General features: G+C 63.3%; 19 protein-coding genes and 1 pseudogene. 8 read left to right on the top strand and 12 right to left on the bottom strand.

Going from position 1 to position 25,895, the window contains the following annotated elements:
* Window positions 1-8 precede the first annotated feature (8 nt).
* Entirely contained in the window at window positions 9-2,915 is a 2,907-nt protein-coding gene (glnE, locus tag Thiofri_RS24400; protein WP_009149357.1) for a bifunctional [glutamate--ammonia ligase]-adenylyl-L-tyrosine phosphorylase/[glutamate--ammonia-ligase] adenylyltransferase, read from the bottom strand.
* Between the two features lie 16 nt (window positions 2,916-2,931).
* Window positions 2,932-4,449, bottom strand: a complete 1,518-nt coding sequence (gene putP / locus Thiofri_RS24395) for a sodium/proline symporter PutP (protein WP_223296742.1) — start codon at window positions 4,447-4,449, stop codon at window positions 2,932-2,934.
* Between the two features lie 336 nt (window positions 4,450-4,785).
* On the opposite strand from putP, the gene Thiofri_RS24390 reads away from it, so the two are divergent.
* Together Thiofri_RS24390 and Thiofri_RS24385 are read left to right on the top strand one after the other, a co-directional pair.
* The gene (locus Thiofri_RS24390; RefSeq protein ID WP_009149353.1) at window positions 4,786-8,379 is read left to right on the top strand and encodes a hypothetical protein; all 3,594 of its coding nucleotides are present in this window, start codon (window positions 4,786-4,788) and stop codon (window positions 8,377-8,379) included.
* A gap of 94 nt (window positions 8,380-8,473) precedes the next feature.
* Window positions 8,474-8,875, top strand: a complete 402-nt coding sequence (locus tag Thiofri_RS24385) for a hypothetical protein (protein WP_009149352.1) — start codon at window positions 8,474-8,476, stop codon at window positions 8,873-8,875.
* A 45-nt stretch (window positions 8,876-8,920) separates the two neighbouring features.
* Here the strand turns inward: Thiofri_RS24385 and Thiofri_RS24380 are convergent, their stop codons facing one another.
* The 5 genes from Thiofri_RS24380 to Thiofri_RS24360 form a co-directional block, all read right to left on the bottom strand.
* Window positions 8,921-9,451, bottom strand: a complete 531-nt coding sequence (locus Thiofri_RS24380) for a phosphatase PAP2 family protein (RefSeq protein WP_009149350.1) — start codon at window positions 9,449-9,451, stop codon at window positions 8,921-8,923.
* A complete protein-coding gene (locus tag Thiofri_RS24375) occupies window positions 9,423-10,640 on the bottom strand; it encodes a glycosyltransferase family 4 protein (RefSeq protein ID WP_009149349.1) in 1,218 nt (405 codons plus the stop codon). Before Thiofri_RS24375 ends, Thiofri_RS24380 begins: the two co-directional genes overlap by 29 nt.
* Window positions 10,640-11,407, bottom strand: coding sequence for a lysophospholipid acyltransferase family protein (locus Thiofri_RS24370; RefSeq protein ID WP_009149348.1), 768 nt, complete (start codon window positions 11,405-11,407; stop codon window positions 10,640-10,642). Before Thiofri_RS24370 ends, Thiofri_RS24375 begins: the two co-directional genes overlap by 1 nt.
* Window positions 11,408-11,437: 30 nt before the next feature.
* On the bottom strand, window positions 11,438-12,217 hold the full coding sequence (locus Thiofri_RS24365; protein ID WP_009149346.1) for a GNAT family N-acetyltransferase: 780 nt from the start codon (window positions 12,215-12,217) through the stop codon (window positions 11,438-11,440).
* Window positions 12,218-12,346: 129 nt separating this feature from the next.
* Window positions 12,347-13,018, bottom strand: coding sequence for a histidinol-phosphatase (locus Thiofri_RS24360; RefSeq protein WP_009149345.1), 672 nt, complete (start codon window positions 13,016-13,018; stop codon window positions 12,347-12,349).
* A 130-nt stretch (window positions 13,019-13,148) separates the two neighbouring features.
* Here Thiofri_RS24360 and Thiofri_RS24355 point away from each other — a divergent pair.
* From Thiofri_RS24355 to Thiofri_RS24335, 5 genes and pseudogenes are all read left to right on the top strand, one after another.
* Window positions 13,149-13,661: pseudogene (locus Thiofri_RS24355) on the top strand (RNA pyrophosphohydrolase); the annotation flags it as partial.
* Between the two features lie 235 nt (window positions 13,662-13,896).
* The gene (ptsP, locus tag Thiofri_RS24350) at window positions 13,897-16,128 is read left to right on the top strand and encodes a phosphoenolpyruvate--protein phosphotransferase (protein ID WP_009149342.1); all 2,232 of its coding nucleotides are present in this window, start codon (window positions 13,897-13,899) and stop codon (window positions 16,126-16,128) included.
* A 122-nt stretch (window positions 16,129-16,250) separates the two neighbouring features.
* Window positions 16,251-17,363: an AI-2E family transporter gene (locus Thiofri_RS24345; RefSeq protein WP_143741898.1), complete on the top strand. Its 1,113-nt coding sequence runs from the start codon at window positions 16,251-16,253 to the stop codon at window positions 17,361-17,363.
* Window positions 17,364-17,415: 52 nt separating this feature from the next.
* A complete protein-coding gene (locus Thiofri_RS24340) occupies window positions 17,416-18,792 on the top strand; it encodes a cytochrome c (RefSeq protein WP_009149338.1) in 1,377 nt (458 codons plus the stop codon).
* 47 nt (window positions 18,793-18,839) lie between these two features.
* Complete coding sequence (locus Thiofri_RS24335) at window positions 18,840-19,130, top strand: hypothetical protein (protein WP_009149337.1); 291 nt, start codon at window positions 18,840-18,842, stop codon at window positions 19,128-19,130.
* Here Thiofri_RS24335 and cls read toward each other — a convergent pair.
* From cls to Thiofri_RS24310, 5 genes are read right to left on the bottom strand one after another with little or no spacing between them, the layout of a single operon-like run.
* Window positions 19,127-20,614, bottom strand: a complete 1,488-nt coding sequence (cls, locus tag Thiofri_RS24330; protein WP_009149335.1) for a cardiolipin synthase — start codon at window positions 20,612-20,614, stop codon at window positions 19,127-19,129. The two genes, Thiofri_RS24335 and cls, sit on opposite strands and share 4 nt — an antisense overlap.
* A 15-nt stretch (window positions 20,615-20,629) precedes the next feature.
* On the bottom strand, window positions 20,630-22,075 hold the full coding sequence (locus tag Thiofri_RS24325) for an FAD-binding oxidoreductase (RefSeq protein ID WP_009149333.1): 1,446 nt from the start codon (window positions 22,073-22,075) through the stop codon (window positions 20,630-20,632).
* The gene (locus Thiofri_RS24320; protein WP_009149331.1) at window positions 22,041-22,706 is read right to left on the bottom strand and encodes a BON domain-containing protein; all 666 of its coding nucleotides are present in this window, start codon (window positions 22,704-22,706) and stop codon (window positions 22,041-22,043) included. Before Thiofri_RS24320 ends, Thiofri_RS24325 begins: the two co-directional genes overlap by 35 nt.
* A complete protein-coding gene (locus Thiofri_RS24315; RefSeq protein WP_009149330.1) occupies window positions 22,690-23,109 on the bottom strand; it encodes a YraN family protein in 420 nt (139 codons plus the stop codon). The genes Thiofri_RS24320 and Thiofri_RS24315 overlap by 17 nt, the downstream gene beginning before the upstream one ends.
* Complete coding sequence (locus Thiofri_RS24310; protein ID WP_009149328.1) at window positions 23,106-24,995, bottom strand: penicillin-binding protein activator; 1,890 nt, start codon at window positions 24,993-24,995, stop codon at window positions 23,106-23,108. Before Thiofri_RS24310 ends, Thiofri_RS24315 begins: the two co-directional genes overlap by 4 nt.
* Here Thiofri_RS24310 and rsmI point away from each other — a divergent pair.
* Window positions 24,994-25,887, top strand: coding sequence for a 16S rRNA (cytidine(1402)-2'-O)-methyltransferase (gene rsmI / locus Thiofri_RS24305; protein ID WP_040855947.1), 894 nt, complete (start codon window positions 24,994-24,996; stop codon window positions 25,885-25,887). The two genes, Thiofri_RS24310 and rsmI, sit on opposite strands and share 2 nt — an antisense overlap.
* The last annotated feature ends 8 nt before the right edge of the window (window positions 25,888-25,895 follow it).

Genomic DNA, 25,895 nt, shown 5'->3' with positions numbered 1-25,895 from the left:
TCCAGGTTTCATTTCGCGCCCCCATCTGAGTTAGCGGCGGTCTCGTCCATCAGGCTGCGCCAGAGTTGCTCGACGCGCCCGCGCTCGGTGATGAGTTGGTCGTTGGCCACTCGCCCGGGCGCGTCTCTTAATGCATTGCGATGATAGGCGGCGCGCAGGGACTTGTAGGCTTCCGTCAGCACTTCGGCTGCGTCGCCGGGTAACAGGTTGAGCCGCTTGAGGGTTTCCAGCAGGCGGATGTTATCCGTCCAGTCGGTCAGCTCGGGGTATTGTGCCGCCCAGCGCAGCACGGCGTATTGAACCATAAACTCGATGTCGGCAATACCGCCGCGACCCTGCTTGAGGTCGAATTGCTGTGCATTGCTCTTGTCGAGATTGGCGCGCATTTTCGCGCGCATCTCGCGCACCTCGGCGCGCACCTTGTCGGGGTTGCGTTTAAGGCGCAGGATTTCGCGCCGAACCTCGGCGAAGCGCTCGGCTAGTTGCGGGTCGCCGGCTACCGGGCGGGCGCGCACCAGGGCTTGGTGCTCCCAGGTCCAGGCCTCCTCGCGCTGGTAGTTGGCGAAGGCGTCGAGCGAGCGCGCGATCATGCCTTTCTGGCCGTCCGGGCGCAGGCGCATGTCGATCTCATAGAGCACGCCCGAGTAGGTCGGCGTGGTCATGATATGGATCAGCCGTTGGCCCAGGCGAATATAAAACTGCGCGGCGGTGACCGGGCGCTCGCCCTCGGTGGCCTCTGTGGCGCCCTCGCCATCGTAGAGAAAGACGAGATCCAGGTCGGAGTGGTAGCCAAGCTCGATGCCGCCAAGTTTGCCGTAGCCCAGCACCAGAAAGCCGTTCTGTTGTGCGTCGCGCCCGGCAGGGACGCCATGGCGCTGGCGCAGACCATCCCAGGCCAGACACAGGCTGCGCGTGACTGCGGCCTCGGCGATTTCGCTCAGGTAGTCGCTCACCACCATCAGCGGGATGGCGCCGGTAATGTCGGCGGCGGCGACTCTGAGCTGATTGCCTTGGGCGAACTGGCGCAGACGCTCCATGGGTTGTTCGAGATCGTCGCTTGCAAGCGGGCCGAGCAGGGAGTCGAGCTCAGCATCGAGATCGGCGCGATGCAGGGGGGCGAACAGGCGGCGGGCGTCGAGCAGTTCATCGAGCAGCAGCGGAGCGCGCGCGGTGCGCTCGCTAAACCAGGGGCTCATGGCGCACAGGCGCACCAGCAGGTTCAGGCCATCGGGCCGTTCGACCAGCAACGACAGGTAAGCGGTGCGCCCAAGGATGGCATCAAGCACATGGAGCACCCGCTCGAGGGTCAGATCTGGGGACGCCTCGGCGTCGGTGGCGCTGGCTTGGCAGCTGGCGATCTGCTCAAGCAGGCATGGCATCAGGGATTTCAGCCGCTGCAGCGCGATCTGTCCGAGACCTTTGCGCTGCACGCTGTGGCGGAATTGCTCCAGGCGTTGCCAGGCGCGTTCGGGCTGGTGAAAGCCGGCTTGGCGCAGTTGTGCGGTGGCGGTGGTCTCCTCTGGCGGGTCAGTCCACAGCCGGCTCAGGTCGGTTTCGGCGTTCGGTGCTGCGCTGGCAGGATCAGCAAACACCTCGTCGAAGTGCTGTTGCACCAGCGTGCGGTGATGATTGAGTTGGGCGAGAAAGCTCGGCCAGTCGGCGAAGTCCAACGACTGCGCGAGACGCTCGCAGTCGGCAGCGCGCGTCGGCAGGCTGTGGGTCTGGCGGTCGGCCCAGGCTTGCAGACGATTTTCGGTCAGGCGCAGAAAGTGATAGGCGTCGGTCAGGTCCGCCACCACCTCGGATTCGAGCAGGCCCTTTTCTCTCAGGCATTGGAGCACCTGCAAAATGGGGCGCACTTGCAGTTCAGGCTCGCGTCCGCCGCGAATGAGCTGGAACGACTGGCCGATGAATTCAATCTCGCGAATGCCGCCGGGGCCGAGCTTGATGTTGTCGGCCATGCCTTTGCGGCGCACGTCCTGATCGATCAGGCTTTTGAGATGGCGTAGCGAGTCGATGGCGCCGAAATCCAGATAACGCCGGTAGACGAAGGGCCGCAGCATGTCCATCAGCTCGGCTCCGGCCTGCGTGGGCCCGGCAATGACCCGCGCCTTGATCATGGCGTAGCGCTCCCACTCGCGCGCATGGGACTCGTAATAGGTCTCGAGCGCGTCGAAGTGCATGGCCAGCGGCCCGGCATCGCCGAACGGGCGCAGGCGGGTGTCGACCCGAAACACGTAGCCCTCGGGCGTTTGCGCTTCGAGCAACTTGACCAGGCGCTGGCACAGGCGGGTGAAGAATTGTTCGTTGGTTAGCGACCGGGGGCCTTCTTGCACTTGGCCGCGGCTGGGGTAGGCAAAGATTAGATCGATATCCGAGGATAAGTTGAGCTCCCCGGCGCCGAGCTTGCCCATGGCCAGCACGATCAGCCGCTGCGGGGTGCCATCCTCGCCGATGGGCTTGCCAAGTTCGGCATGCAGCCAGGGCTCGAGCAGGGCCAGGGACTCGCGCACGCAGACATCGCCCAAGGCGCTCAAGTCCGCCAGGGTTTCGTCCAGGCTGGCCCAGTCGGCCAGATCGCGCCAGATGATGCGCAGCATCTGGGCGCGGCGGAACTGGCGCAGGGCGCTGGTCAGAGCGGCTTCATCGTCCACGCCGGCCAGGGCGTCGCGCAGTGCGGTGGCCATGGCCGTGGCCCCATAGACGCGCTTGAGATCGTCGCCAGCGAGAAGGGCCGCAAAAATCTGCGGATGGCGCGCGGCGCTCAGGGCGACATACTCGCTGCTGGCCCAGACCCGTTCTCGCGCGCGGCAGAACTCGGCATCTTCGGGCAACTGGATGCCGGCTTCGGCGGCCCAGGCGAGCCAGTCTTGCCAGTGATTCTCGTTTGGGGTTGTTGGTGCCGGGTGGTTCATCGCGACTCGGTCGACTCTAGCGGCCAGCCGCTGCGGGCGCATCGCTGGCGATGCGGAAGCGCTCGAAGCGCGCGAGAATGTCCGGTGCCGTTGGCGCGCTCAAACGGCTGCCAATGACAACCGCCAGGGTTGCGGCCAGGATGCCCGGGACGATCTCATAGAGTTCGAAAATCCCGCCCTCCAGTGCTTTCCACACCACCACGGTAACACCGCCGGCAATGATGCCAGCCAGCGCACCTGCCCGCGTCATGCCGCGCCAGTAGAGCGAAAGCACCAGCACAGGGCCGAAGGCGGCGCCAAATCCGGCCCAGGCGTAGGCGACTAGCCCGAGCACGCTATTGTCGGGCTCAAGCGCCAGCAGCAGCGCGACCAGCGCGAGCGCCACCACGGCGAGGCGCCCGACCAGCACGATCTCCTTGGTACTAGCCTGCCGGCGAAATAACTGGCGATACAGGTCCTCGGTCAGGGCTGAGGAGGACACGAGCAACTGCGAGTCCGCCGTGCTCATGATGGCTGCGAGAATGGCCGCCAGCAGCACACCGGCGATGATCGGGTGGAAGAGCGCCTCGACCAGCACCATGAAGATGGTCTCGGCATCGGCCAGTTCGCCGCCCAGATGGCTGTCGACCCAGACCAAGCCGGCCAGCCCGACCAGCACGGCACCGGCTAGGCTGAGTGCGGTCCAGGTCACGGCAATGCGCCGCGCAGCCGGCACCGCCTGCTGATCGCGAATGCCGGCGAAGCGCGCCAGAATATGCGGCTGACCGAAATACCCGAGCCCCCAGGCAGCCAGGGAAATGATGGCGATCAGCCCGAGCGGCTCGCCCTTGTCGTTGCTCCAGAGTGACATCAGTGCAGGATGATCGGCATGCAGCCGGGTCTGCATGGCCAGAAAGCCGTCGTCCGCTTGCATGGCGATGACCGGCACCAGCAGCAGTGCGGCCAGCATCAGCAGCCCTTGCACCAGATCGGTCCAGGATACCGCCAGGAAGCCACCGGTCAAGGTATAGGACATAATCACCAAGGCGCCGATGGCGGTGGCGAGACCGGCATCCAGCCCAAAGAGCGTTTCAAACAGCTTGCCGCCAGCCACTAAGCCGGAACTGGTATAAAACAGAAAAAACAGCAAAATAAAGAGTGCTGCGATCGCTTGCAGGGCATGATTCGGGTCGCCGAAGCGATTGGCCAGATACTCAGGAATTGTCAGGGCATCATCGGCCTCGGCGGTAAACTGGCGCAGCGCTCTTGCGACCACCAACCAGTTGAGCCAGGTGCCGAGCAGCAGTCCGCCCGCAAGCCACAGGGATTGCAGCCCGGAGGTGAAGGCAAAGCCCGGCAGCCCGAGCAGGAGCCAGCCGCTCATGTCCGAGGCTCCGGCGGAGAGCGCTGTCGGCCAGGGTCCAAGTTGGCGCCCGCCAAGAAAGTAATCGGCAGAGTCATGCGTCCGGCGCCAGGCCCAGAGGCCGATGCCGAGCATCAGCAGCAGGTAGAGAAAAAAGGTAACGGCGACGGCGAAAGAAATGGAATTCTGCATCAGAAAAGGATTGTGCTTGTTAAGCTTGATCGACAATCGGGCCGCGCACCAGTGCGGCTCGGGTAACCTGATATATCGAAACTCTTTGGAATTTCTTGTTGTTTTGGGCCAGGTGACGGCCACCGGGGACGCCGTGAATCCATCCATGGAGGCTTCCCGGCGGCGTCCTGCCGCCGAGACCCCCGTGTCCGTCACCCGACCCAAAACCGAAAACCATTTGCGGTTGGTATAGGAAGCATGCCCCGTTCGGCGCCGTTCTGGCAAGTCAGCCGATGATGTCAGGCGTGCCAGACTGATCACGATGCACAGCAGTTGGGCCGAGCGCCGGAGAACCCGATGACTGACAACAAGCCCATTGGAATGGGGCATGCCATCGCGAGCGCCAAGGACTTTCGCCAAGAGGTCCTGAACCCGGCAGAGGGTGTGTTTCTGTTCCATGCCCGCGCGATCGAGCGGCTGATCGAGGAGCAGCTTGGCGTCCATCAGCATGGGGTGTCGATTCCCGAGTTGCCCTATTACTTGATGCGACGCGAGGACTTTCTGTTCGGGCTAGAGACCGAAAACCCCGAGGCCCTGTCAGTCATTGAGGGGCTGAAACTGCCGCCCTACGTGGTGTTGCTGCCGTCGCCGCGCGCTCAGGGCGCAGATAGAGCGGCCTTTAGTCGGCTGCGCCACGAATACTGGGCACGCTCCTTCGAGGCCGAGGTTGCCCGCGCCTGGCAGATGGCGCGCGATCAAGCCGGCGCTGACCAGGAATTTGGCGCTGAGGCGCTGCGAGACCTGGTCGGCGAGCATGGCTTTGCTGAGCTGCGTGAGGTGCTTGACCACGACGGCTTGACGCTCCAGATTTGGGATGACGCCCTGATCTGTCGCAGCTTTGTCGCCCGGGTGGTGCGGCTGCGCTATTTCGCACCTGGGTCCCGTGCCTTTTGTTTTCCGGCGGTGCATGACTGGTCGCAGGTCGACGCTTGGCTGCTGGCCAGCGGTCTTGAACTGCCGCCGCCTTTTAGTGCTCCGGCGGGGGCAGTAATTCTGCCTCCGCTGTTGCAAAAAACCCGGCCCGGTCCCGGCGAGCTGCCGCCTGAGCCCTGGCCGCTTTTGCCCGGTGGCCTGACGCGCGGTGATCGCGACCCGGATTACCAGCCAGCCCAGCGGGCGGTGCATGCCCTGGCGGCGCATGCGCCACCGCCGGTGGTTGGGCGCGTCTTTGAGCAGGCGGTACCGGACTCCCTGGGTGCGGAGTTCGAGGCACGCTGTCTCAATGCGCTGACTGAAGCCTCACGGCTGAAGCGCAAACGGGATTTCATCGCCCGCCAGTGGGACAGCCTGAGCGCCCGCTTAAGCCGTTTGTTTGGGCGGGTGTTGTTCGCGCCCAGTTTCGAGCGGTTGCAGAATCGCCCGCGCCGTTCGCCCTCGCGCGTCTGGCTTGGCGCCGGGCTGGGGTTGTTCCGGCATGCCGTGGCAGCTGCCAATCGCAGTGAGATGCGGGGACGCTTCGCCACCGCGCTGGTGCATCTGGCCGATGCGCGTCGGCTGCTACTGCGGCTGATGCAGTTCTGCGGTGGGTCTGCTGGTGATCTGTGCCAGGGGCTGGCGGCGCGCGAGAGTGACTGCGAACAGAGCCTGGCTGCCGAACTGGCCGCCAGAGTCGGCCTGCGGCCGGCGGCGGCGGGGCAGCTTGGCACCCTGGTGGAGCGTCTGGCGGCGGAAGATCGCGGGGCCAGCGCATCGCCAGTCGCGCGCGCGGTGCTAAGCCAGCTGCAGAAAGTCCTGTGTGAAACCCGCGATGACTACTATCGGCTGCGCCTTTGGGGCTGGCTGGCGAGTCGTGGGCATATCCGCCTGCGCGAAATTCTGCCTTTTCAGGCGCCGCTGCACTGTCTGCGTTCGTTGCAAATCGCGCGCGCGCGCCTGGACGACCTCGACTGGCCGCTGCATGAACTCGAGCGCTTTGGTTGCCTGCTTGAGCAGATGCACGAGCGTTTCAGCCAGCGGTTGGAAGAGCAACTGATGCCGCGTTTGACGCAGGCGATGCGTGAGGCCGACTTTGTGCCGCGCAATCACCGCGAGCGCGTTGCCGCGAACAAGATGCGCGGCGAATTGCTGGATGTGATCAAGCAGCGCCGGCACCTGAAGTTTACCGATGTGCGCGATATTGTCGCGCGCAATGTGCTGCGCCTGCCGGACCCGACGCTCGAGGAGTTCTTTCGTGGTGATCGCCTGCACCGCTTCGACCGCACCGCCGCGCACGCCCTGCCCGGGGTCTATCGGCCGGGTGAGCTTTACATTAAAGGTTTGCAGCAGCTCTCCGCGCCCCTGTTCGGCACCCGCCCTGGGCGCGCCATTCTGCGGCATATCCTGGTGCCCTTCGGTGCCACCTACCTGGGGCTCAAGAGCGTCGATCTGCTGCTGCATATGTTGCCGGAGTATGATCGCAGCCTGCATTTCGCGACATTGCTCGCGGTCACCGCCGGTGGCACCCTAACCAATCTGGTGCTGTACACCGATATTGGTCGCCATGTGCTGCTGGCCACCTGGCACGGCAGCCGGACTCTGTTCGACCTGCTGCTGATCCAGGCTCCCCGGCGACTCTTGCATTGGCCACCCCTTGCCGGGCTGCTCGGCACTGGCCTGTTTCGCAGCCTGGCGCGCAATCTGATCCAGCCCATGCTGTTTGGCATCTTGCCACTGACGCCCATCATCGCGCTGGCGGTGCTGGTTGAGGAGGTCCCCATCAAGCCCGGTTTCTGGTTGCTTGGGCTGGCCTTTGCGCTTGGCACCTTGGCGCGCAACACTGCGTCCGGGCGGCGTTTTATCGACAATCTGGTGACTTATCTGGTTCAGATGCAAAGGCGCATCAACCAGACCCTGGTGTTGGGGCTGATCCAGCAACTGCTGTATGCCTTTAAGGAGGCCATGCGGCGTATCGCCCAGGGCCTGCACCGGGTGGAAGAAGGGCTGATGCATCATCTTCACGAGCCCATCGGCGGCTTCTTGGTCAAAGCGCTGGCCGCCCCCCTGTGGGTGCTTGCCGAGTCGCTGCTACAGTTTTACATCACGGTGCTGGTGGAGCCTCAGGTCAACCCGGTCAAGCACTTCCCTGTTGTCACTGTCGGTCACAAACTGATGCTGCCCTTCTTGCCTAGCACTACCGCCTTTATGTTGCAACTGACAGGCTCAGTCTTGCCGGGCGTGATCACCATTCCTCTGGTGACTCTGACCATCTTGCTGCTGCCTGGGCTCTTTGGTTTTATCGTCTGGGAGCTGAAAGAGAACTGGAAGCTCTATCAGGCGAATCATGGCGTTGCCCTGAGCGGAGCCGATGCACGCCAAATTGAACAGGCGCTCGAGCCTGCGGTGATCGGCAGTCATGGCGAGACCATGCGCGGGATTTTGTATCGGGGCTTTCACAGTGGCGCGCTGCCAAAAGCCTACGACCGCCTGCGCCAGGCGATTGAAAAGCAATTGCGCGATCAGGCGCTTTATCCGCGACGGGTGCGCGCCGGAGAGCGACGGCTGCGCAATATCGAGCAGGCCATCGGCGTTTTTGTGGAGCGTGAGTTGTCCTTCGCCATGCGCGAGCGCTGCCGCACGCCTGGCTGTGTGCTGAGCCGGGTCGAATCCCGGACGCCGGCACTTGCGACCAATCTCATTGAACTCAGGCTGGCTATCCACGTCCGCTCAAGTGGCCGACTGGCGCAGGTGCAACCGGCTGCTGAGGAGCCTGGTCCGGTGGAAATTGCCTTGGAAATCTCGCGCCAGCGCGGCGGTATCCTGATGCGCATGCACCTTGAGGGCGACACCGGACTGATCGGCCCGCGCTGCTGGGAGATGATCTTTGAGGATCTGCGCGTCTTTGCCGGACGCGCTGATGCACGTTTGCAGTTGGATCAGAAGGTGGAGGGGATGCCGCTCGGGTCAGATCCTTGAAGGGCGGCAGACTAGGCGGTCATGCGATGGTTTTATGCTGGTAGTATCCGTTAATAATTGCTCAGTCGAGAACAAACCCACGGAGGTCGAACGCATGCAAAATTGTAAAAGGCCGTTGTTTTTGTTGTTTATGCTTGCCTGTTTGGTGTTGAGTCTGCAAGCGCATGCCTATGACGGGCTGGATCTCTACGATTGCGTGATTTCCGATCAGGATCGATTCAACTCCAAAGGCGTGCGGCTGACCACTGTCAGGGCCATTTTGGCCCAGGACCGCGCGAATTATCACAGGTTCAAGCGCCGTGATGCGCTGGATTCGGCTGATCAGACATTTGTCAGCGCGTCGCAGCGGCAGCTGTGGCAAAGCGCGCGGGTGGATGTTGACCCTGCGCTTGAGGAGAAAATTCTGCGCGGCGATGCGGTCGCGATCAGCGTCTTTGTCTTTACCCCAGAATGGATCCAGGTGCGGGAGGGTTTGATCCCGCCGAATGTGAGTTGACCCCTTGAAAATGCGTGTTGGCTTGGGCTGCGCTCGCGGGGTTGCTCAGGCCAGCAGTTTCAGGCTCCCGTAGCCGATGCCGAGGCCGAGGCCGGAGGCGACAATGACATCGCTTGGGTAATGCAGGCCCAGCACCACGCGTGAGGCGGCGATGAGTAATGTCAAGGGCACCAGCAGCCAGGCCAGATGCGGATAGTAGAAGAGCGCGACAGTCGAGAAGGCGACCGCATGCATGGTATGGCCCGAGGGAAAGCTGTAGCGGTCCAGCGGTGCGACCACGGCGTGGATGCCGATGTTGGCATTGCAGGGTCGCTCCCGCCGAGTGCTGTGTTTGAGCGACTTGTACAGAGCCATGACAACGACGCTGGTAGCCAGCATGTGCAGGCCGGCGCGTGTCCCGTCCAGGCCGTCGAAGAGCACGAAAAAGGCGATCAGGCCGTACCAGAAGATCCCGTCACCAAGCCGGCTGATGATGGCGAAACCGCGCTGCATCAGCCGATACTGGCTGGAGCGCCGGTGCCAGTTCTGGCACCAGAAGGCATCGAACTTAGTTAGACGTTGCCACAAGGCACGCATCGGTTTTCTCCGCAGTTGCTTTTTGCTCCACCAGAGCAAGAATATCCTGCTCCAGATCCCTGATCACATGCTCCCAGTCCATGGCGGCTGCGCTCTGGCGGGCGGCCTGCCCAATGTCTCGCAGCCGCGCCGGGTTCCGCGCCAGGTCAACGGCCTCTTTAATAAATGCATCCCGGTCATCCACCGGTACCACGATACCATTCTCGCCCGAGCGTATATGTTGCCTGGCCGCAGCATAGTCAAAAGCGATGACCGGTAGTCCGCTGGCCATGGCCTCGGGCACTACATTGCCAAAGGTCTCGGTCAGACTTGGGAACAGAAACAAATCTGCCGAGGCATACTGGGTGGCTAGTGCCTGACCCACACGGGCGCCAGTAAAGACGTAGTCCGGATGCTGCCGGGCGAGGCGTTCCCGCTCGGGCCCGTCGCCCACTAGGATAAATTTGCAGTCGCTACCGGTCGCGGCTATGGTCGCAAAGGCGGCAAAGGCCAGGGCGATATTTTTCTCCGCCGCCAGGCGCCCGACATAGAGCACCGCGATGCTTTGCTGTTCGCATCCCCAGGCCCTGCGTTGCGCGTTGCAGCGTCGCGTGGGGGAAAATAAGTTGGTATCCACCCCGCGGCTGAACACCCGCAGATTCTCAAACCCGGCCTGAGCGAGTTCTACTTGCAGGGCTTTTGTGGGCACCAGGGTCGCGTTGGCTCGATTATGGAAGCGCCGCAGCGATTTGACAATGGGCCGCATCAGCAGCCCGAGCCCATAGTAGCGGCTGTATTGGTGAAACTGGGTATGAAACCCCGTGAGTGCCGGAATCCCGAGCTGGCGCGCGCAGCTGAGCGCCGCCCGCCCGAGCGGCCCCTGGGTGGCAATATAGACCGCCTGTGGGTTCCACTGCTTCCAGTGCGCGAGCAGTCGTCCGCCCACCGGCAGGCCGAAGCGCAGGCCACTGTAGCCGGGGATGGGCAGGCCAGGCACCAGAAACTGCGCAGTGCCGGAGTTGTTCTGGGACGGGGGCAGGGAGAGTCCGAGGCGCTCGCCCGACTGACGCGGGCGCACCAGGACGATGCGATGGCCGAGCCGCTCGAGCCCGGTGACGAGTTGGTGCATGGTGTTGGCTACGCCGTTGATCTCCGGCGGGTAAGTTTCGGTCACTACCACCAGTCGGCTGGGTTTGGCAGTCGCGACCATCAGCGGTTCACTCCGTGGCCAGCCCGGCCAATGTTGCTGGCCGTTTCGCGCTCTAACGCATTGAGGATTGCTGCGCGCGCCTGATCAGCCAACTGGCGACGCCCCTGACCCCGGGCGTCGATGCTTGGCAGGAAGGTGACGCGCACGGCGATGCCGGGGTGTTTTAGCACCTGCCATAGGTGACAAACCAGGGTATCGTCATCAATATAGGGAGCGATGGTATCTGGCTGCGGACCCGACCCATAGCGCAGCGCCACGGGCTGCAGTCGAATCGGCTCGGCTTCGCCACCACCGGTATCGGCCGCAGGCTGAGCCACGGCAAAGAGTCGGGGCAGAAACCGCCGGACTGCGGTCCCGTCGCTGGTGGTGCCCTCGGGAAAAATTACCACTGCGAAACCGGCTGCGATGCGCGCGCGTAAGGCGGCAATGGCGTCGGCAAAGCGATGTGCGCCACGCTCTATGAAGACTGTGCCGGAAACAGCGGCCATCCAGCCGATGACCGGCCAGCGGCGCACCTCGGCCTTGGACAGAAAGCCAACTGATCCCTGCGCGCCCAGGACCGGGATATCGAGCCAGGAGATGTGGTTGGCAACCACGAGTGCGCGTTCGCTCAGTTGACCGCAGAGGGTTATCTCAAGCGCCAGAATGCGACACAGCCGAGCGTGCCACCAGCGCACAAATTGAGGGTGCCAGGCCGGCGGTTGGCCCAGGAGGTGCAGACCTGTCGCGACCAGGCTGATCAGGGCGCCTGTCAGAAGATGTTCCATCGCGCGCAGTGCTCGCCAGATCATTGGCAGTCAGACGTGCCCGCGATGGCGGTTCGAGCGGTGGATGAAATGGCGCGAGTAGCTGGGATTCAGCTCGCACACATTGAGCAGCATGAGGACATCGGCCACCTGGAAGTCCGGGTCGCGACAGGGCTCGCCACAGGCCTTGGCGCCAGCCCGCACATAGGCCTTGAGCAGAGGTGGCAAAGGGGCATCGAGTTTGGGTTCGTCTTGCCCCTGCACGCGCAGCGGCAAGCGCGGGGTGACGCGCAGGTGCTTAGGTGCCATGGCTTGTCGGCGCAGGCGATTCATGATCCCGGCGGCTTGGGCGTCGCCCTCGCCAAGCGGAATACTGGCGCAGCCGAAGAGGTAGTCGATCTGATGCATTGCGATGTAACTTGCCACGCCAGACCAGAGGACTGCGATCGCCGAGCCCTGGCGATATTCGCGCGCCACGCAGGTGCGGCCGAGTTCGAGCAGGCGCCCGTCAAGCCATGCAATCGGGCCGAGCTCAAATTCTCCCTCGGAGTAGAAACGCCCGAGTTTGCGCGCACCCGGTTGATCGAGCAGTCGGGCGCAGGCGACCACCTGTCCGCTGCTGGTCTCGCGCACCAGCAGGTGTTGGCAGTGATGGTCGCACTCGTCGTAGTCGAGCTGCTCGGCGCTGGTTTTGAGTTTGGCACCAAGCTCCAAGCCAAAGATGCGGTAGCGCAGTGCCAGCGCCTCCCGCGCTGCGGCCTCGCCTTCGGCGAATTCAAACAGCAGGCGCTCGGCGCGCTCTGCTGGCAGGACTGATGCGGTGGCTCCCATGACAGACATACCCGCTGTGTCGGATGCGAAATGGTGGGCGAACCCGAAAATCTAACAGTCCTTTGTTGCAAAACCATGAGCTTGGTATGACAGGCGGATGACTGATGCGCGGGCGCGCAATTGCCTTGGTCAGTTTGGCGGCTGGTTGCCGCGCAGGGAAATGATCGGCCAGCCGTGTTCGCTGGCAATGGCGGCGAGTTGCGGGTCCGGGTCGACAGCGACCGGGTGTCCAACGGCGCTGAGCAGTGGCAGGTCGTTGATGGAGTCGCTGTAGAAGCGGCTGTTCGGCATGGTCAGCCCCTGTTCGCGCAGCCACTGGTGCAGGCGCTCCACCTTGCCCTGCTGAAAGGCGGGCGTTCCGGCGACCCGTCCGGTATAACGACCCTCGAGAAACTCCGGATCGGTCGCGATCAGATCGGCAATGCCCAGGCGCTCGGCGATTGGGGCCGTGACAAAACGGTTGGTGGCGGTGATGATCAACAGCCGATCACCTGCGCCACGGTGTTTTTCGATCAGCGCGCGAGCTTCTGGCAGGATAATGGGGTCGATTTTCTCGCGCACGAAAGCGTCCCGCCAGGCGTGCAGGTGGTCCAGTGAGTGCTGGCTCAAGGGTTGTAGCGAAAAGCCGAGAAAGGCGTCGATATCCAGGCAGCCGTTGCGATAATCAGCGTAAAAGGCGCTGTTTTGACGCTCGTAATCGGCCGCATCAACCACCCCCTGTTCGATGAGATGGCATCCCCAGAGATAATCTGAATCACCCTCGAGCAGGGTGTTGTCGAGGTCAAAAATCGTCAGCTGCAACGTGGTTCCCCTTCAGTCTGAGCAGAATCTTGGACGCCAGAGCGCGAGTATCGCCGATCTCGGCGCCGATTTGCCGCTGTCGCACGAATTATGGAAAAATGCCAGCGAGATTCTCAAGAGGTGGCCTGGCTTGATCGACCGCGACGGCTTCAGACCCAATGTTGGCATAATTCTGTGCAACGGCGAGCGCCGTCTGTTCTGGGGACGGCGTGTCGGGCAGAATGCGTGGCAGTTTCCGCAGGGCGGCATTCAGGCCAACGAGACGCCGCAGGAGGCCATGTTCCGCGAACTCGAGGAAGAGGTCGGCTTGGTTGCGCGGCAGGTGACCCTGCTTGGCGCCACCCGTGGCTGGCTCAGGTATCGCCTGCCCAAACGCTTTATCCGTCGGCATTGTTGCGGGCCGACCTGCATTGGACAAAAGCAGATATGGTTCTTGTTGCGGGTCGATTGTAACGAGGATGCCTTCTGCCTCGATCACTCCTCCAAGCCCGAGTTCGACGCCTGGCGCTGGGTGCGGTACTGGAGTCCGCTGCGCGAGGTAGTGTATTTCAAGCGTCGAGTCTATGAGCAAGCACTGATCGAGTTGCAGCCGTTGCTTTACCCGGAATTGCGCGGCGACCGTCAGTCCCGTTCGCCCAATGGGCTTACGCGCCATTCCCAAAAGGCTTCCCAGCCCGATTTGCACCCCAATTTGCACCCCAATTTGCATTCTGGCCCCCAGTCGGCGCAACCCTTACCGGTCGACTGGGCAGCAGTCGAACCCACCGGGCCAGAACAACCCCCCGCAGCTTGCAGGCGCCGGTAGGTGTCTCCCATGCGAGCCTTGCAACCCCATCGTCCATGTCCAGTCGCGGCCCGACCACGGCGGAGCCCCGGACATGCTTGAATCCCTGCGGCGCATCGTTCAGGAGGTCAATCGTGCCCTGTCGCTCGATGATGCGCTTCGCATTATCGTCAGCCGTGTCAAGGAGGCCATAGGTGCCGATGTCTGCTCGGTTTATCTGACCGACCAAAGCAACCGCGAGCACGTTCTTCTGGCCACCGACGGACTGCGCCCTGAGTCTGTTGGTCGGGTGCGGATTCCACTGAATCGCGGCCTGGTCGGCTGGGTGGCGGAAAAGGCCGACCTGGTCAGCCTGAGCGATGCCTCCACCCATTCGCGCTATTTGAGCATCACCGAGACCGGCGAGAACCGGTATCGCGGGTTCCTTGGTGTGCCCATTGTGCAAAGTCGCCGCGTGCTTGGCGTCCTGGTGCTGCGCCAGCTTGCGCCGCGTCGTTTTGGTGATGATGAAGTCACTTTTGTCATCACCCTGGCCGCGCAACTGGCCGGGGCCATTGAGCTTGGGCGCATGCATCAGCAGGATCTGATGCCAAGCCGGTTTCTCTCCGGCATGGCGGCCTCGCCCGGAATCGGCTTTGGTACCACCCTGGTGGTCTATCCTCCGGCCAATCTTGAGGCGGTACCAGATAAGCTGGTTGAGGACACCGAGGCCGAATCAACCGCCTTTCGCGCCGCGCTCAAGGATGTCGGCGCCGAAATTGACCGCATCGGCGACCGCTTCAGCCAGGAGGATCGCGCGCTTTTTGATGCCTGGCGTCTGATGCTGGAAAGTGATTCCCTGGTCGATGGCGCGCTCAAGCGCATTGGCGATGGGAGCTGGGCGCAGGCGGCTTTGCGCGATACCATTGCCGAGCACACTTCCGTGTTCGATCAGATGGAGGACCCTTATCTGCGCGAACGTGCCTCGGACGTGCGTGATCTTGGCCGGTGGATTCTGACCCGTCTGCAGAACCAAAGCGCGCCGGTGTTTGAGTACCCAGCGCAGACCATTTTGGTCGGCGATGAGATCAGCGTGATGCAGTTGAGCGCGGTGCCGAGCGAATCCCTGGCTGGCATTGTCAGCAGCGGTGGCTCGGCCTCGTCGCACATTGCGATTTTGGCCCGCGGCATGGGCCTGCCGGCGGCCATGGGTGTAAGCGACCTACCGGTCAGTCGCATGAACGGGCTGGAGACCATCGTTGATGGCTATCGCGGGCGCGTTTATATCGACCCCAGCGCCAGCATCCGCAACGAATACGAGCGACTGGCCGATGAGGAACAGGCCTTCACGGCCGAACTCGACGCTCTGCGCGGTTTGCCGTCAGAAACCACCGATGGTTACTCGCTGCCGCTTTACCTGAACACCGGTCTGGTGTCTGAACAACGCCCCGCTGGCAGTGACGAGGCTGCAGGTGTCGGCCTCTATCGTACCGAGCTGCCCTTTCTGGTGCGTGATCGCTTCCCTGGCGAGGGCGCGCAGTACAGCAACTACCGGCGTATTCTTGAGGTTTTCGCACCGCGTACCGTCACCATCCGCACCCTCGACATCGGCGGCGACAAGCCACTGTCTTATTTTCCCATCGAGGAATCCAACCCCTTCCTCGGTTGGCGCGGCATCCGGGTGGCGCTGGATCATCCGCAGATTTTCATGACTCAGGTGCGCGCCATGCTCTCGGCCTCGGTCGGGCTCGACAATCTGCAACTGCTGTTGCCGATGATCACCACCATCGACGAGCTTGAAGAAGCCCAGCACATGATTGCGCGCGCGCACGAGGAACTCATCGACGAGGGCCATGAGGTCTGCATGCCGCCAGTGGGCGCCATGATCGAAGTTCCGGCTGCGGTCTATCAGGCTGAGAACCTTGCCGGCCGGGTGGATTTTCTCTCGGTTGGCACCAACGACCTGACTCAGTATCTGCTCGCGGTGGATCGCAACAACCCGCGCGTCGCGGGCCTCTACGATGACCTGCACCCGGCTGTGCTCTGGGCCCTGACCACGGTTGTGGCCGGTGCCCGCGCGCATGGCAAGGAGGTGAGCGTGTGCGGTGAGCTGGCTGGTGACCCGCTCGGTGCCGCGCTGCTGCTTGGCGCCGGGGTGCATAGTCTGAGTATGAGTGCCGCCAGTCTGCTGCGCGTGAAAGGCGTCATTCGCAGCCTGAGCCGCGGGCGCGCGCGCGAACTGCTTAACGATTCGCTGCGCTGCGACACCGGCGCGGCGGTACGCAAACTCCTAACCGGCGCGCTTGAGGACATCGGCCTCGGCGGACTGGTGCGCCCGGGACGCTGATGCGCGGCCAGTCCCTGATTGGCCGTCTGAGCCTGTTGGCGCAAGCGCCTGCGCTACGTCTTGCTGCCGGCTAGGCCCAATGACAACAGGCAGGCGGTAGAGATTTCAGTATGGATCAAGACATGGACAAAACACCCGATTTCAGCCCAGCCGGGCGTTTTCTCATCATGGCCGGCGCCCTGGTGGTGCTGGTCGCTGGTCTGCGTGCGGCCTCCTACCTGGTCACGCCCTTCCTGCTATCAATCTTCATCGCCGTGCTGGCGGCGAGTCCGCTGCGCGTTCTGCGTCGACTGGGGCTGCCCCGCTGGGCTGCCATGCTGGTCATTGCCGGGGTGCTGACTGGGGTCGGCCTAGTCGTCGGCACCCTGTTCAGCGATTCGCTCAATACCTTCAACCAGCGTCTGCCGAGCTATCAGACGCGCCTGTTGAGCACCGCGAGCGATCTGCAAGACTGGGTGGAAAGCCATGGCTTGGAACTGCCAGATAATGCAATGAGTTCGCTGATCGATCCGCCGCGCGTCATGGGACTGATGCGGGCCATGGTGAGCGGCTTCAGCACCATTTTGGCCAACGCCCTGCTGGTGATGGTGACGGTGATCTTTATCCTGCTCGAAGCTGACGGGCTGCCCAACAAGGTGCGCTTGGCCCTGCGAACGCCCGAAGAATCCATCGATCAGGCACAACAGGTGATGCGGGCCATCAACCGCTACATGGCACTCAAAGCCAGCACCAGCTTGCTCACCGGCGTGCTGGTGTGGATTCTGCTGACCATCATCGGGGTGGATTTCGCGCCCATGTGGGGCACGATCGCGTTTCTGCTCAATTTCGTGCCCACCATTGGCTCTTTCATTGCCACCGTTCCGGCGGTGCTGCTGGCGCTGGTGCAGATCGATCTTGGTGCCGCGTTCATGACCTCAATCGGCTTTGCGGCCATCAATCTCACCATCGGCAACTTCGTGGAGCCCAAGATCATGGGCCGCGGTGTGGGGCTGTCCACCCTGGTGGTCTTCCTTTCTCTGGTATTCTGGGGCTATGTCCTGGGTGTTGGCGGCATGTTCTTGTCGGTCCCCCTAACCATGGCGCTGAAAATCGCCCTGAGTGCCAATCCGCAGACTCGCCCCATCGCTATTTTGCTTGGGCCCGAGAATCAGGCCGCAGCGGCAGGAGACGCCCATGGGTCAGCAGAGGATAGCCTGTGGGTCGAACCGGCACAGAGCCTGGATTCCGGGCGCTGAGTCTGCGAGCGCTGCGCTCCCTATGCTGTTTCAATTGTTTTAGGAGACGAACATGCGTGATCTGACTTTTCGCTTTGGCGCTCTGGCGCTGGCCTGCCTGCTGCCGATGACCCCGACGCTGGCCGATGCCGAAGGCGCCGCCCCGCCGGCTCCCGCTGCAAAGGCCACAGGCGCCAGCGGCCAGGTCAGCCAGTTGCCGTCCGCCAAGGCCTATGGCGATTTCTCCCAGGCGCGCATTGAATATGGCCGCTATCTGACCCTGGCCGGGGACTGTCTGGGCTGCCATGTGCGCCCGGGCGGCAAGGCGTTTGAGGGTGGTCTGGCGCTCGACACGCCCTTTGGCACCATTTACTCGCCCAACATCACCCCGCACAAGGGCTGGGGCATTGGCTCTTTTTCCGATGAAGACTTCCTGCGCGCGCTGCAGCACGGTATCCGTCCGGATGGTAAGCCCTATTATCCGGCTTTGCCCTACCCCTCTTTCACCAAGGTCAAGGACGATGACCTGCTCGCCATCAAAGATTATCTGTTCTCACTCGAGCCCTCGGACTATCGCCCGCCCGAGACCCAACTGCGCTGGCCTTTTGACAAGCGCGACCTGCTGTTGGGTTGGCAGGAGCTCTATCTGAGCGATAAGCGCTTCGAGCCTGACCTGAAGAAAAGCGACGAATGGAATCGCGGTGCCTACCTGGTCGAAGGGCTGGGTCACTGCGGTTCCTGCCATACGCCGCGCAATCTTGCTGGCGCCACTAAGGCGCGGGAGGCCCTGACCGGCGCCGTGATCGACGGTTGGTATGCGCCCAATCTGACTTCTGAGCTTGGCAGCGGGCTGGGCGACTGGAGCATTGATGATTTGGTCACTTATCTGCGTACCGGCGAGGCCACCCCGGCCAGCGATCCAGCAGGCACCTCGGATGGCACCAGCGCAAAGGATGGCCCGCAAACCGCAGCGCTTGGCCCCATGGCCGAGGTGGTGCATCTGAGCCTGTCACAATTGGCTGACTCGGACGTGCGCGCCATGGCGGTTTATCTTAAAGACCAGCCGCCGAAAGAGGCCCCGCGCGATACTCCGAAGGTGCCGCATCAGCTCAGCGAGCAGGACTACATCGAAGGCCGGCGCCTGTACCAGCATTACTGCTCCGGTTGCCACCAAAGCCATGGGCAGGGGCTTGCGCCTTACTTCCCTTCCCTGCGCGGCAACGAAGTGGTACTCCTGCCCGAGCCCAATGATGTTATCCAGACAGTGCTGCTCGGCGCCCCCTCCGACCCGACTCAGGCGTTTTCCCCGCATGTGGTGATGCCGTCCTTTGGCAGCTTGCTCAACGATCACCAGATTGCCATTCTGGCCAGCTACATTCGCGCCAACTGGGGCAACGATGCCGCGCCCGTCACGCCCAAGCAGGTCAGCCATCTGCGCCAGGGCGATTAGCCCGGCGGCTGCCGCGATTCACAAGAGGCAAGATAAGGAACTCGCCCATGACTGACAGCCAAGAGCAGGAAGGCGTGACCATCGCCTTTCTGGAGCGTTTTGAGAAGTTTCGCCTGCCGCGTGCGCTGGAAATCAAAGAGCGGGTTGATCAGGGGGCGACCCTGGAGACCTTCGATATGGATTTTCTTGCCCGGGTGTTTGAGGACGCGCAGCGCATCAAGCCCATGGTGGATCAACGCCCGGATTTGCAAGCACTCTACAGCCGCGCGGTGGATCTCTACCACCAGATCACCGAACAAGCCTTGGCGAACGAGGAACGCGCGAGCGGACCGGGTTAAAGCACCGGCCCCAGCATGGCGACTGTGTTGTTCCACAGTCGCCAGCGCCAGCTCCAGGAGCTAACCTGCTCGGGCGTGACGGGCACTGAGTCGGCCAGATAGTGCTGCTGGCGCTCGCGCAGACTGGCTGTCAGGGCCGGGTCATGGAGGAGAATGTTGTTTTCGTAGTTTAGCTCGAAGCTGCGCCTGTCCATGTTGGCCGAGCCGATCAGGCTGATGGCGCCATCCATGGTCAGCGACTTGGCATGCAGCAGCCCCTTGGGATACTCAAAGATGCGTACGCCGGCCGCCAGCAGCTCGGCATAGTAGCTGCGACTGGCGGCGGCGACGATGCGGCTGTCATTGCGCGCTGGAAAGACAATCGTGGTGCGCACGCCACGGCGCGCACTGGCGCAGAGCGCCGCTTGAATGGACTCATCGGGCACATAGTAGGGGGTGGTAATGGTCAGCTCATGGCGCGCGCTGTAAATCAGCGCCTCAAACACCTCCGGCATGGCGGACCAGCGCACCGTCGGGCCAGTGCCTATCACCTGTGCCGGCAGGTCACTGCGAGAGGCTGAGACTGATCCCGGCTCTGGCGCAGTTTGTGGCAGCGGACGCCGCAGCAGGGCGTCTATGTCATCGTCGACATGGGGCACCCAGTCGCTGGCGAACAGATACTGGTTCTGGCGCGCGATGGGGCCCTCGAAGCGCACCATCAGATCGACCCAGGGCGCGTATTTGGCCTTGATCAGAAATTCCGCATCGGCGCAGTTCTGGCTGCCGCAGTAGGTGATCCAGTCATCAATCACCACGATTTTGCGGTGATTGCGCAAATCGATGCGTCCGGTTAGCACCCGCAGCAGCGGGTTGCCGATGGGCAGCGCGCGTGCCAGGCGCACCCCTGAAGCCTGCATCTGCTGCCAGTGCTCGGAGCGGATCATGCGCCTCGAGCCGAGATCATCGGCCAGCGCACGGCAGACGACACCGCGCTGCGCCGCGCGCATCAGCGCCTCGGCCACGCGCTGGCCGTTATTGTCCGGCAGCCAGATGTAAAACAGCAGATGCACATGATCGCGCGCGGCATCGATGTCTGCCACCAGGGCATCGATGGTGGCTGAGGAGTCAGCGAGCAGGTGCGCCTGGTTGCCACTGATCGGAGCAAAGCCGCTAATGGACTCGCCTAAGCGGAATAGATGGCGGTGCTGTTCAGGAATGCTGTCTGATCCGCTGGTCCCGGCGTCAGGATTGGCCATCTGTTGCGGCGCTGGCAGGCGCGCGAGCGATTGGCGCAGGCGCTTCACCCGGCGCCGACCGATATTGGTCTCGCCCACCAGCAGGTAGGCGACAAAGCCCGCCACCGGCACGGCGAAGATCAAGACAACCCAGGTCATGCGCGCAGCGGGTTCACGATGCGGACGTAGCAGCGCGCGCATGGCGACGCCGACTTGGAACGCGAAGTGCGTTAACAGCATTAGGCTGGCAATCAGGCTGGATTCGCTCATGGTGATGGTTTCAGGTTACTCGGATTGGGATTGGGATTTGGGTTCGGATTCTGGCCCGGGCGCGGGCAGTCCCTTGCCAGGGTTGAGAATGCCAGCGGGGTCGAACTGACGCTTAATGGCATGCATCAGCCGCAAGGCAGCCGGATCGAGTTCGCGGTCGACGAAGTCACGTTTCTCTAGCCCCACGCCATGCTCGCCGGACAGGGTGCCGCCGAAGTGCACCACCAGGTCAAAAACCGCGTTCAGGCACTCCTGGGCGCGGCGCAGTTCGTCGCTGTCATCGGGGTCGACCAGCAAGTTGACATGGATGTTGCCATTGCCGGCGTGGCCAAAGTTGACGATGCGAATGCCGGTGCGGCGCGAGAGCTGATCAAGTCCATCAATGAAGCTTGCCATGTGAGAGACGGGCACCACCACGTCTTCGTTGATTTTTTTCGGCGCCACATGGCGCAACGCCGGCGATAGTGCCTTGCGCGTTTTCCACAGGGCCGCCACATCAGCCGGATCGGCGGCGGTGCGCAGTTCCAGCAGGCCCGGCACGCGCGCGGCGGCGCTGACAGCGGCTGCGGAAATCTCAACACAACCAGCAGGTCCGTCGACCTCGATCATCAGCATGGCGCCGGTCTCGGGAGCGAGGCCAAGATCAGAGAACTCGCGCACCATCTCGATGGCTGCGGCATCCATGAACTCGAGCGCGCAGGGCGTGACCGGTTGCGCCATGATGGCGGCGACAGCGGTGGCGGCGGCATGGATGTCTTTGTAGGTTGCGGCCAGGGTGCGGCGGGCCTCGGGCAGAGGGCTGAGCTTGAGGGTGGCACCGACAATCAACCCCAGAGTGCCCTCTGAGCCGATCAGCAGCCGGGTCAGGTCATAACCGACCACGCCCTTGGTGGTATTCACACCGGTGCGAATCAGCTCGCCGGTGCCAGTCACCGCCGTCAGGCCCAGGGTGTTTTCGCGTGGGGTGCCGTATTTGACGGCGCGGGGCCCGGCGGAGTTATACGCCAGATTGCCGCCGATGGTGCAGACCGCCGCGCTGGTTGGGTCCGGCGGCCAGAAAAAGCCATGTTTTTCCAGCGCCTGCTGCAACGCCTGATTGGTCAGTCCGGGCTCGACGCGGGCAAGCCGATTGGCGCCGTCGATCTGGAGCAGGCGGTTCATGCGCTCGAAGGCAATGACCAGCCCGCCGCGTTCGGGCACTGTCGCACCCGTGGTGCCGGTTCCTAAGCCGCGCCCGGTGACCGGTAAGTGCGCGTCCGCGCAGAGTTGCACCAGTTGCCGCACCTGCTCGGCAGCGCGCACAAAGACCACGGCCCCCGGCTGCCCTTGTCGGCGGCTGTTGTCATATCCATAGGCCCAGCAGTCTGCTGGATCGGTGAGCAGCGCATCGGCGCCGACGATATCCGCCAGCGCGCGCGCGAGCCGATCAGGAAGCCTGAGGGGGTGCTGTGGCGGCTGCATTGATGACGTTAAAAATACGCACCACGCGCACGACGCCCGGAATGCGCCTTACCTTCTCTACCGCAGCATCGGCTTCCTCCGGGGTGACCAGGCCCATCAGGTAGATCACGCCGTTTTCGGCCACCACTTTGACCCGCAGCGGGTCGAAGTCCGGGATCTGAATGTCGGCCAGCGCCAGCTTGGCGCGCGAGCCGAGATAGGTATCCTGACTCTTGCGCGTCAGGCTGATGTTCGGGCCGATTTCGACCTCGTTGTAAACCTTGGTGACATTGGGCAGACGGGCGATGATCTCGGCATATCGTCGCGACACATCGGCAGTCTCGGCCTGGCCGGTCAGCAGTGCTTCGTAGTTGTAGCTGGTGACCGAAATACTGCTGTGCTCGCTGATATCCGGGTTTTGGTGATAGTAATGAATGGCCTGCAATTCGATGCCCTCGTCACCCAGCACTGTTTGCGCGGATCGACGTTCATGCAGTACCGCGCCACCTAAGGCGACACCGCCGACTACTATGGGCGCGCAGCTGGTCAGCAGCGGCAGGGTCGCGACCAGCGCCAGCGGGATTGCCAGGGACCAGCGGTGCAAGCGCCAGGTCGGGATTGCGGCAGCGGTGGTTTTATTGCTCGGATGCATCAAAAGCTCCCTTGATCCACTGAAATTGTTCCTCGCCGTTGATCGCCACCACATCGAAGCGGCAGGCGCTGTCAGTCGGGTGGCGGCTCAGATAATGGCGCGCGGCCATGATCAGTCGGCGCTGCTTGCGTGCATCGACGCTCGCGCCAGCGCCGCCGAAGCGCTGTGAGCGCCGAAAGCGCACCTCGATGAACGCCAGTACCTGGCCCTCGCGCATGATGAGATCGATCTCCCCGAAGCGGCAGCGGTGGTTGGAAGCAATCCACTCGAGCCCGCGTGCCTCAAGATAGCGCCTGGCCTCGGCCTCGTAGCTCTGGCCGCGCGCCACTGCCGTCGTGCACTGGGCAGGGGCGCGCCTGCCATCTGTGCCCATGGCGGCGCGAGGCTCGCGCACTGCGGTCATTGGCCGGCTAGCAAGGGCGTGGCGGGCGTCGCACTGGCGTTCTTGCGCTCAGATGGGCGCGCCGGCTCGATGCGGTCGACAGCAACCGGGCCGCTGGCCTCGAAGCGCGCCAATGCCAGGGTGCGCAGCACGCGACCGGTGCCATCGATGCTGAGCCCGCCGCTGACGCCAGGCAAGAAGTGCCCCGGGTGCTGGCGCATGGCGCCGCTGCGCGGGGCCAGACGGTAGCTGTCAACGCCCATGGCGGACAGGCGGGTGAGTGTTGCGCTGGAGGCTCCGGCGCCTTGTGATAGCTGCGGCATTGACCCGCCCGGACCGCTGGCATTGATCAGCCAAGGCATATCGACAAAATAGAGCCCGGTCAGGGCCAGGGAATCCGTGGCGCTGCCGCTGTAAACATGCGAGGTGGCGAGCACCGGAAGCTTGCGCGAATTAGCAAGCTTCAGCGGATTCCACAATTCTTGTGCGTTGGCGCTGGTAGAAACCAGGAAAATCAAATCGCCTTTGGCGGGCGCGAGCAGGGTTTCGACTGCCGTGCCCATACTCGCTGGAGTGGTTCCATAAACAGTCTCGCCCACAAGCTTACCGCCAAGGGCCCCCCAGTGCTCGCGGAAGGCGCCGGCCATGCGATTCCCCCAGGGGCCCTGCGGATACAGCAGCAGGGCCGAGCGTAAACCGGATGCCCAGGCATGATTCGCTGCGCTGATGGCTTCGTCCTCGGGTGCCAGGGCAAATTGATCCAGCGTTTCGGGAAGGGCGCGACCCTCGCTGTCACGATTCAGCGCCAGCGTGGGAACGGGTAACTGGCGACGGCGACTGACCGAATTGACGCCCGATTTTTGCAGCGGACCAATGATGAGATCGGCACCGCTTGACACGGCGCGTTCGTAGGCGGCTTCCACCCCATTGGCGCTGTCGGCTGTTTTGATGCTTGGGCGACTACCACCGGCGTTGAGGGTGTCGGCATGGCGCACGCCCCGATCAACAGCCATGCCGGCGCCGGCGAAGTGACCGCTCCGGGGTAGCAGCACCCAGGCATCGGTGCCAGGTGCATAGTCGCCGGCCAGGGCGGCATAGTAGGCGCGTGGCAGTTGTTCGCCGACTGGCAGGCTGCCGTGGCGCGAGCGCCATGTGCGATAACGACCGAGCAGGGAGGCATCGGCCCGGTCGGTATTGGAGAACAGCTCCGCGAGACCAGCCCAGGCGCGCAGGCGTCCGCTGCCCTTTTGGCTGAGCTCGCGCAAGCGCGATGGTTCCAGCACCGAGAGTGTCAGCAGCAGTGAGACCTGGTTGTCGAGACGTTGCTGTTGCGAGCCGCTGAGCAGGCGGTCGATTTCATCAAGCTTCTCGGCGGCCTGGACGGGATCGCCGCTCTGGCGGTAAGCTGCCGCCATCAGGCCGAGGCGCTCGATGCGATACTCCGGTGGCAGGCCGAAGGCACTGAGTCGGTTAAGCTCAGAGAGCGTGCGCTCTGGTAGGGCGGTTTGTAGGGCAGCGCGTGCGGCAATCAGGTGCTCCTGGTTGCGCAGCCCGGCATTGAGGCGGCCGCTGTCGATGGCACCCAGAGTGCGCAGCGCGCGCTGGGATTGACCAGCCAGGTAAAAGGACTCGGCCGCGCGCAGCTCGAGTGCCTGGCGTGCTGGTGCCGGGGATTGTTTGGCCAACGCCAGATAGGCCTCGGCCGCGCCGAGCGCATCGCCTGCGGCCGCCGTTGAGGTAATCTCCGCCAGTGCCGGCGCAGACACGCCAGTCAGGAGTTGCCGGTCATCCCCGCCCGGCGCCGTGGCGCAGCCGGCAAGCAGGATCACAAGGGCGCCGATGGCGAGTCCTGACAGGCCAGCGCCTGGGTTGCAAACGGAACGGGGAACGAACAGGATTGGGTTCATGGTGTCTCCGCCAAATCAGTTGGATGCGGCCCTCGGGTCCGGCGTACTATACGTGGTGGCCACGCCCATCGGCAATCTTGAGGATTTAACCGCGCGTGCCGCCGCGATCCTGGCCGGGGTGGATTTGATTGCCTGTGAGGACACCCGCCACAGCCGCCGCCTGCTCGACCACCTGGGCATCCGCAAGCCGTTGTGCGCCTACCATGACCATAACGAGGCACGCACCCATCCGCGCCTGCTCAGCCGGCTCCAGGCTGGCGACAGCATCGCACTCATCAGCGATGCCGGCACCCCACTCATCAACGATACGGGCTTCACTCTGGTGCGCGAGGCCCGCGCCCAAGGCATTAGGGTGATCCCGGTCCCCGGACCCAGCGCCCTGATCTGTGCGCTGTCGGCGGCTGGTTTGCCGAGCGACCGTTTTCTGTTTCTCGGCTTCCCGCCCCGCAGCAGCGCCGCGCGGCGGGCTTTTTTCGACCAGGTCGCCAAGGAACCGGGCACCCTGCTTCTCTACGAGAGCGGCAAACGCATGATGGCGACCCTGGAAGACAGCGCTGCCGTGCTCGGCGAGACAAGACAGGCCGTCATCGCACGCGAATTGACTAAGCGCTTCGAGACCTTTTTGACCGGCACCCTCGGTGACCTGCACGCGCGCCTCAGCGCGGACACTGACCAGCAACTCGGAGAGTTTGTGCTTTTGGTCACGGGGGCCAGTGGCGATGAGGGCGCCGAGCAGGAGCGCGAAGAAGCACGCATTCTCGCAATTCTGTGTGCCGAGTTGCCGACTCGCCAGGCAGCCGCCCTGACCGCGCGCATTACCGGCGGACAACGCAACCGGCTTTATCGCGCGGCCTTGACGTGCCAACAGGCCGAGGCGCAAACCAGCAACTAACCTGACTG

The organism is Thiorhodovibrio frisius (genome assembly GCF_033954835.1).
In the GTDB taxonomy this organism is placed as follows: domain Bacteria; phylum Pseudomonadota; class Gammaproteobacteria; order Chromatiales; family Chromatiaceae; genus Thiorhodovibrio; species Thiorhodovibrio frisius.
The sequence above is the reverse complement of the archived record's forward strand: the minus strand, read 5'-3'. Positions and strand labels throughout refer to the sequence as shown.

Excerpts from the sequence above, each read along its gene's own strand:
- glnE (WP_009149357.1), bottom strand. The coding sequence starts at position 2,915 with ATGAACCACCCGGCACCAACAACCCCAAACGAGAATCACTGGCAAGAC.
- putP (WP_223296742.1), bottom strand. The coding sequence starts at position 4,449 with ATGCAGAATTCCATTTCTTTCGCCGTCGCCGTTACCTTTTTTCTCTAC.
- Thiofri_RS24390 (WP_009149353.1), top strand. The coding sequence starts at position 4,786 with ATGACTGACAACAAGCCCATTGGAATGGGGCATGCCATCGCGAGCGCC.
- Thiofri_RS24385 (WP_009149352.1), top strand. The coding sequence starts at position 8,474 with ATGCAAAATTGTAAAAGGCCGTTGTTTTTGTTGTTTATGCTTGCCTGT.
- Thiofri_RS24380 (WP_009149350.1), bottom strand. The coding sequence starts at position 9,451 with ATGCGTGCCTTGTGGCAACGTCTAACTAAGTTCGATGCCTTCTGGTGC.
- Thiofri_RS24375 (WP_009149349.1), bottom strand. The coding sequence starts at position 10,640 with ATGGTCGCGACTGCCAAACCCAGCCGACTGGTGGTAGTGACCGAAACT.
- Thiofri_RS24370 (WP_009149348.1), bottom strand. The coding sequence starts at position 11,407 with ATGGAACATCTTCTGACAGGCGCCCTGATCAGCCTGGTCGCGACAGGT.
- Thiofri_RS24365 (WP_009149346.1), bottom strand. The coding sequence starts at position 12,217 with ATGGGAGCCACCGCATCAGTCCTGCCAGCAGAGCGCGCCGAGCGCCTG.
- ptsP (WP_009149342.1), top strand. The coding sequence starts at position 13,897 with ATGCTTGAATCCCTGCGGCGCATCGTTCAGGAGGTCAATCGTGCCCTG.
- Thiofri_RS24345 (WP_143741898.1), top strand. The coding sequence starts at position 16,251 with ATGGACAAAACACCCGATTTCAGCCCAGCCGGGCGTTTTCTCATCATG.
- Thiofri_RS24340 (WP_009149338.1), top strand. The coding sequence starts at position 17,416 with ATGCGTGATCTGACTTTTCGCTTTGGCGCTCTGGCGCTGGCCTGCCTG.
- Thiofri_RS24335 (WP_009149337.1), top strand. The coding sequence starts at position 18,840 with ATGACTGACAGCCAAGAGCAGGAAGGCGTGACCATCGCCTTTCTGGAG.
- cls (WP_009149335.1), bottom strand. The coding sequence starts at position 20,614 with ATGAGCGAATCCAGCCTGATTGCCAGCCTAATGCTGTTAACGCACTTC.
- Thiofri_RS24325 (WP_009149333.1), bottom strand. The coding sequence starts at position 22,075 with ATGCAGCCGCCACAGCACCCCCTCAGGCTTCCTGATCGGCTCGCGCGC.
- Thiofri_RS24320 (WP_009149331.1), bottom strand. The coding sequence starts at position 22,706 with ATGCATCCGAGCAATAAAACCACCGCTGCCGCAATCCCGACCTGGCGC.
- Thiofri_RS24315 (WP_009149330.1), bottom strand. The coding sequence starts at position 23,109 with ATGACCGCAGTGCGCGAGCCTCGCGCCGCCATGGGCACAGATGGCAGG.
- rsmI (WP_040855947.1), top strand. The coding sequence starts at position 24,994 with ATGGTGTCTCCGCCAAATCAGTTGGATGCGGCCCTCGGGTCCGGCGTA.
- Thiofri_RS24310 (WP_009149328.1), bottom strand. The coding sequence starts at position 24,995 with ATGAACCCAATCCTGTTCGTTCCCCGTTCCGTTTGCAACCCAGGCGCT.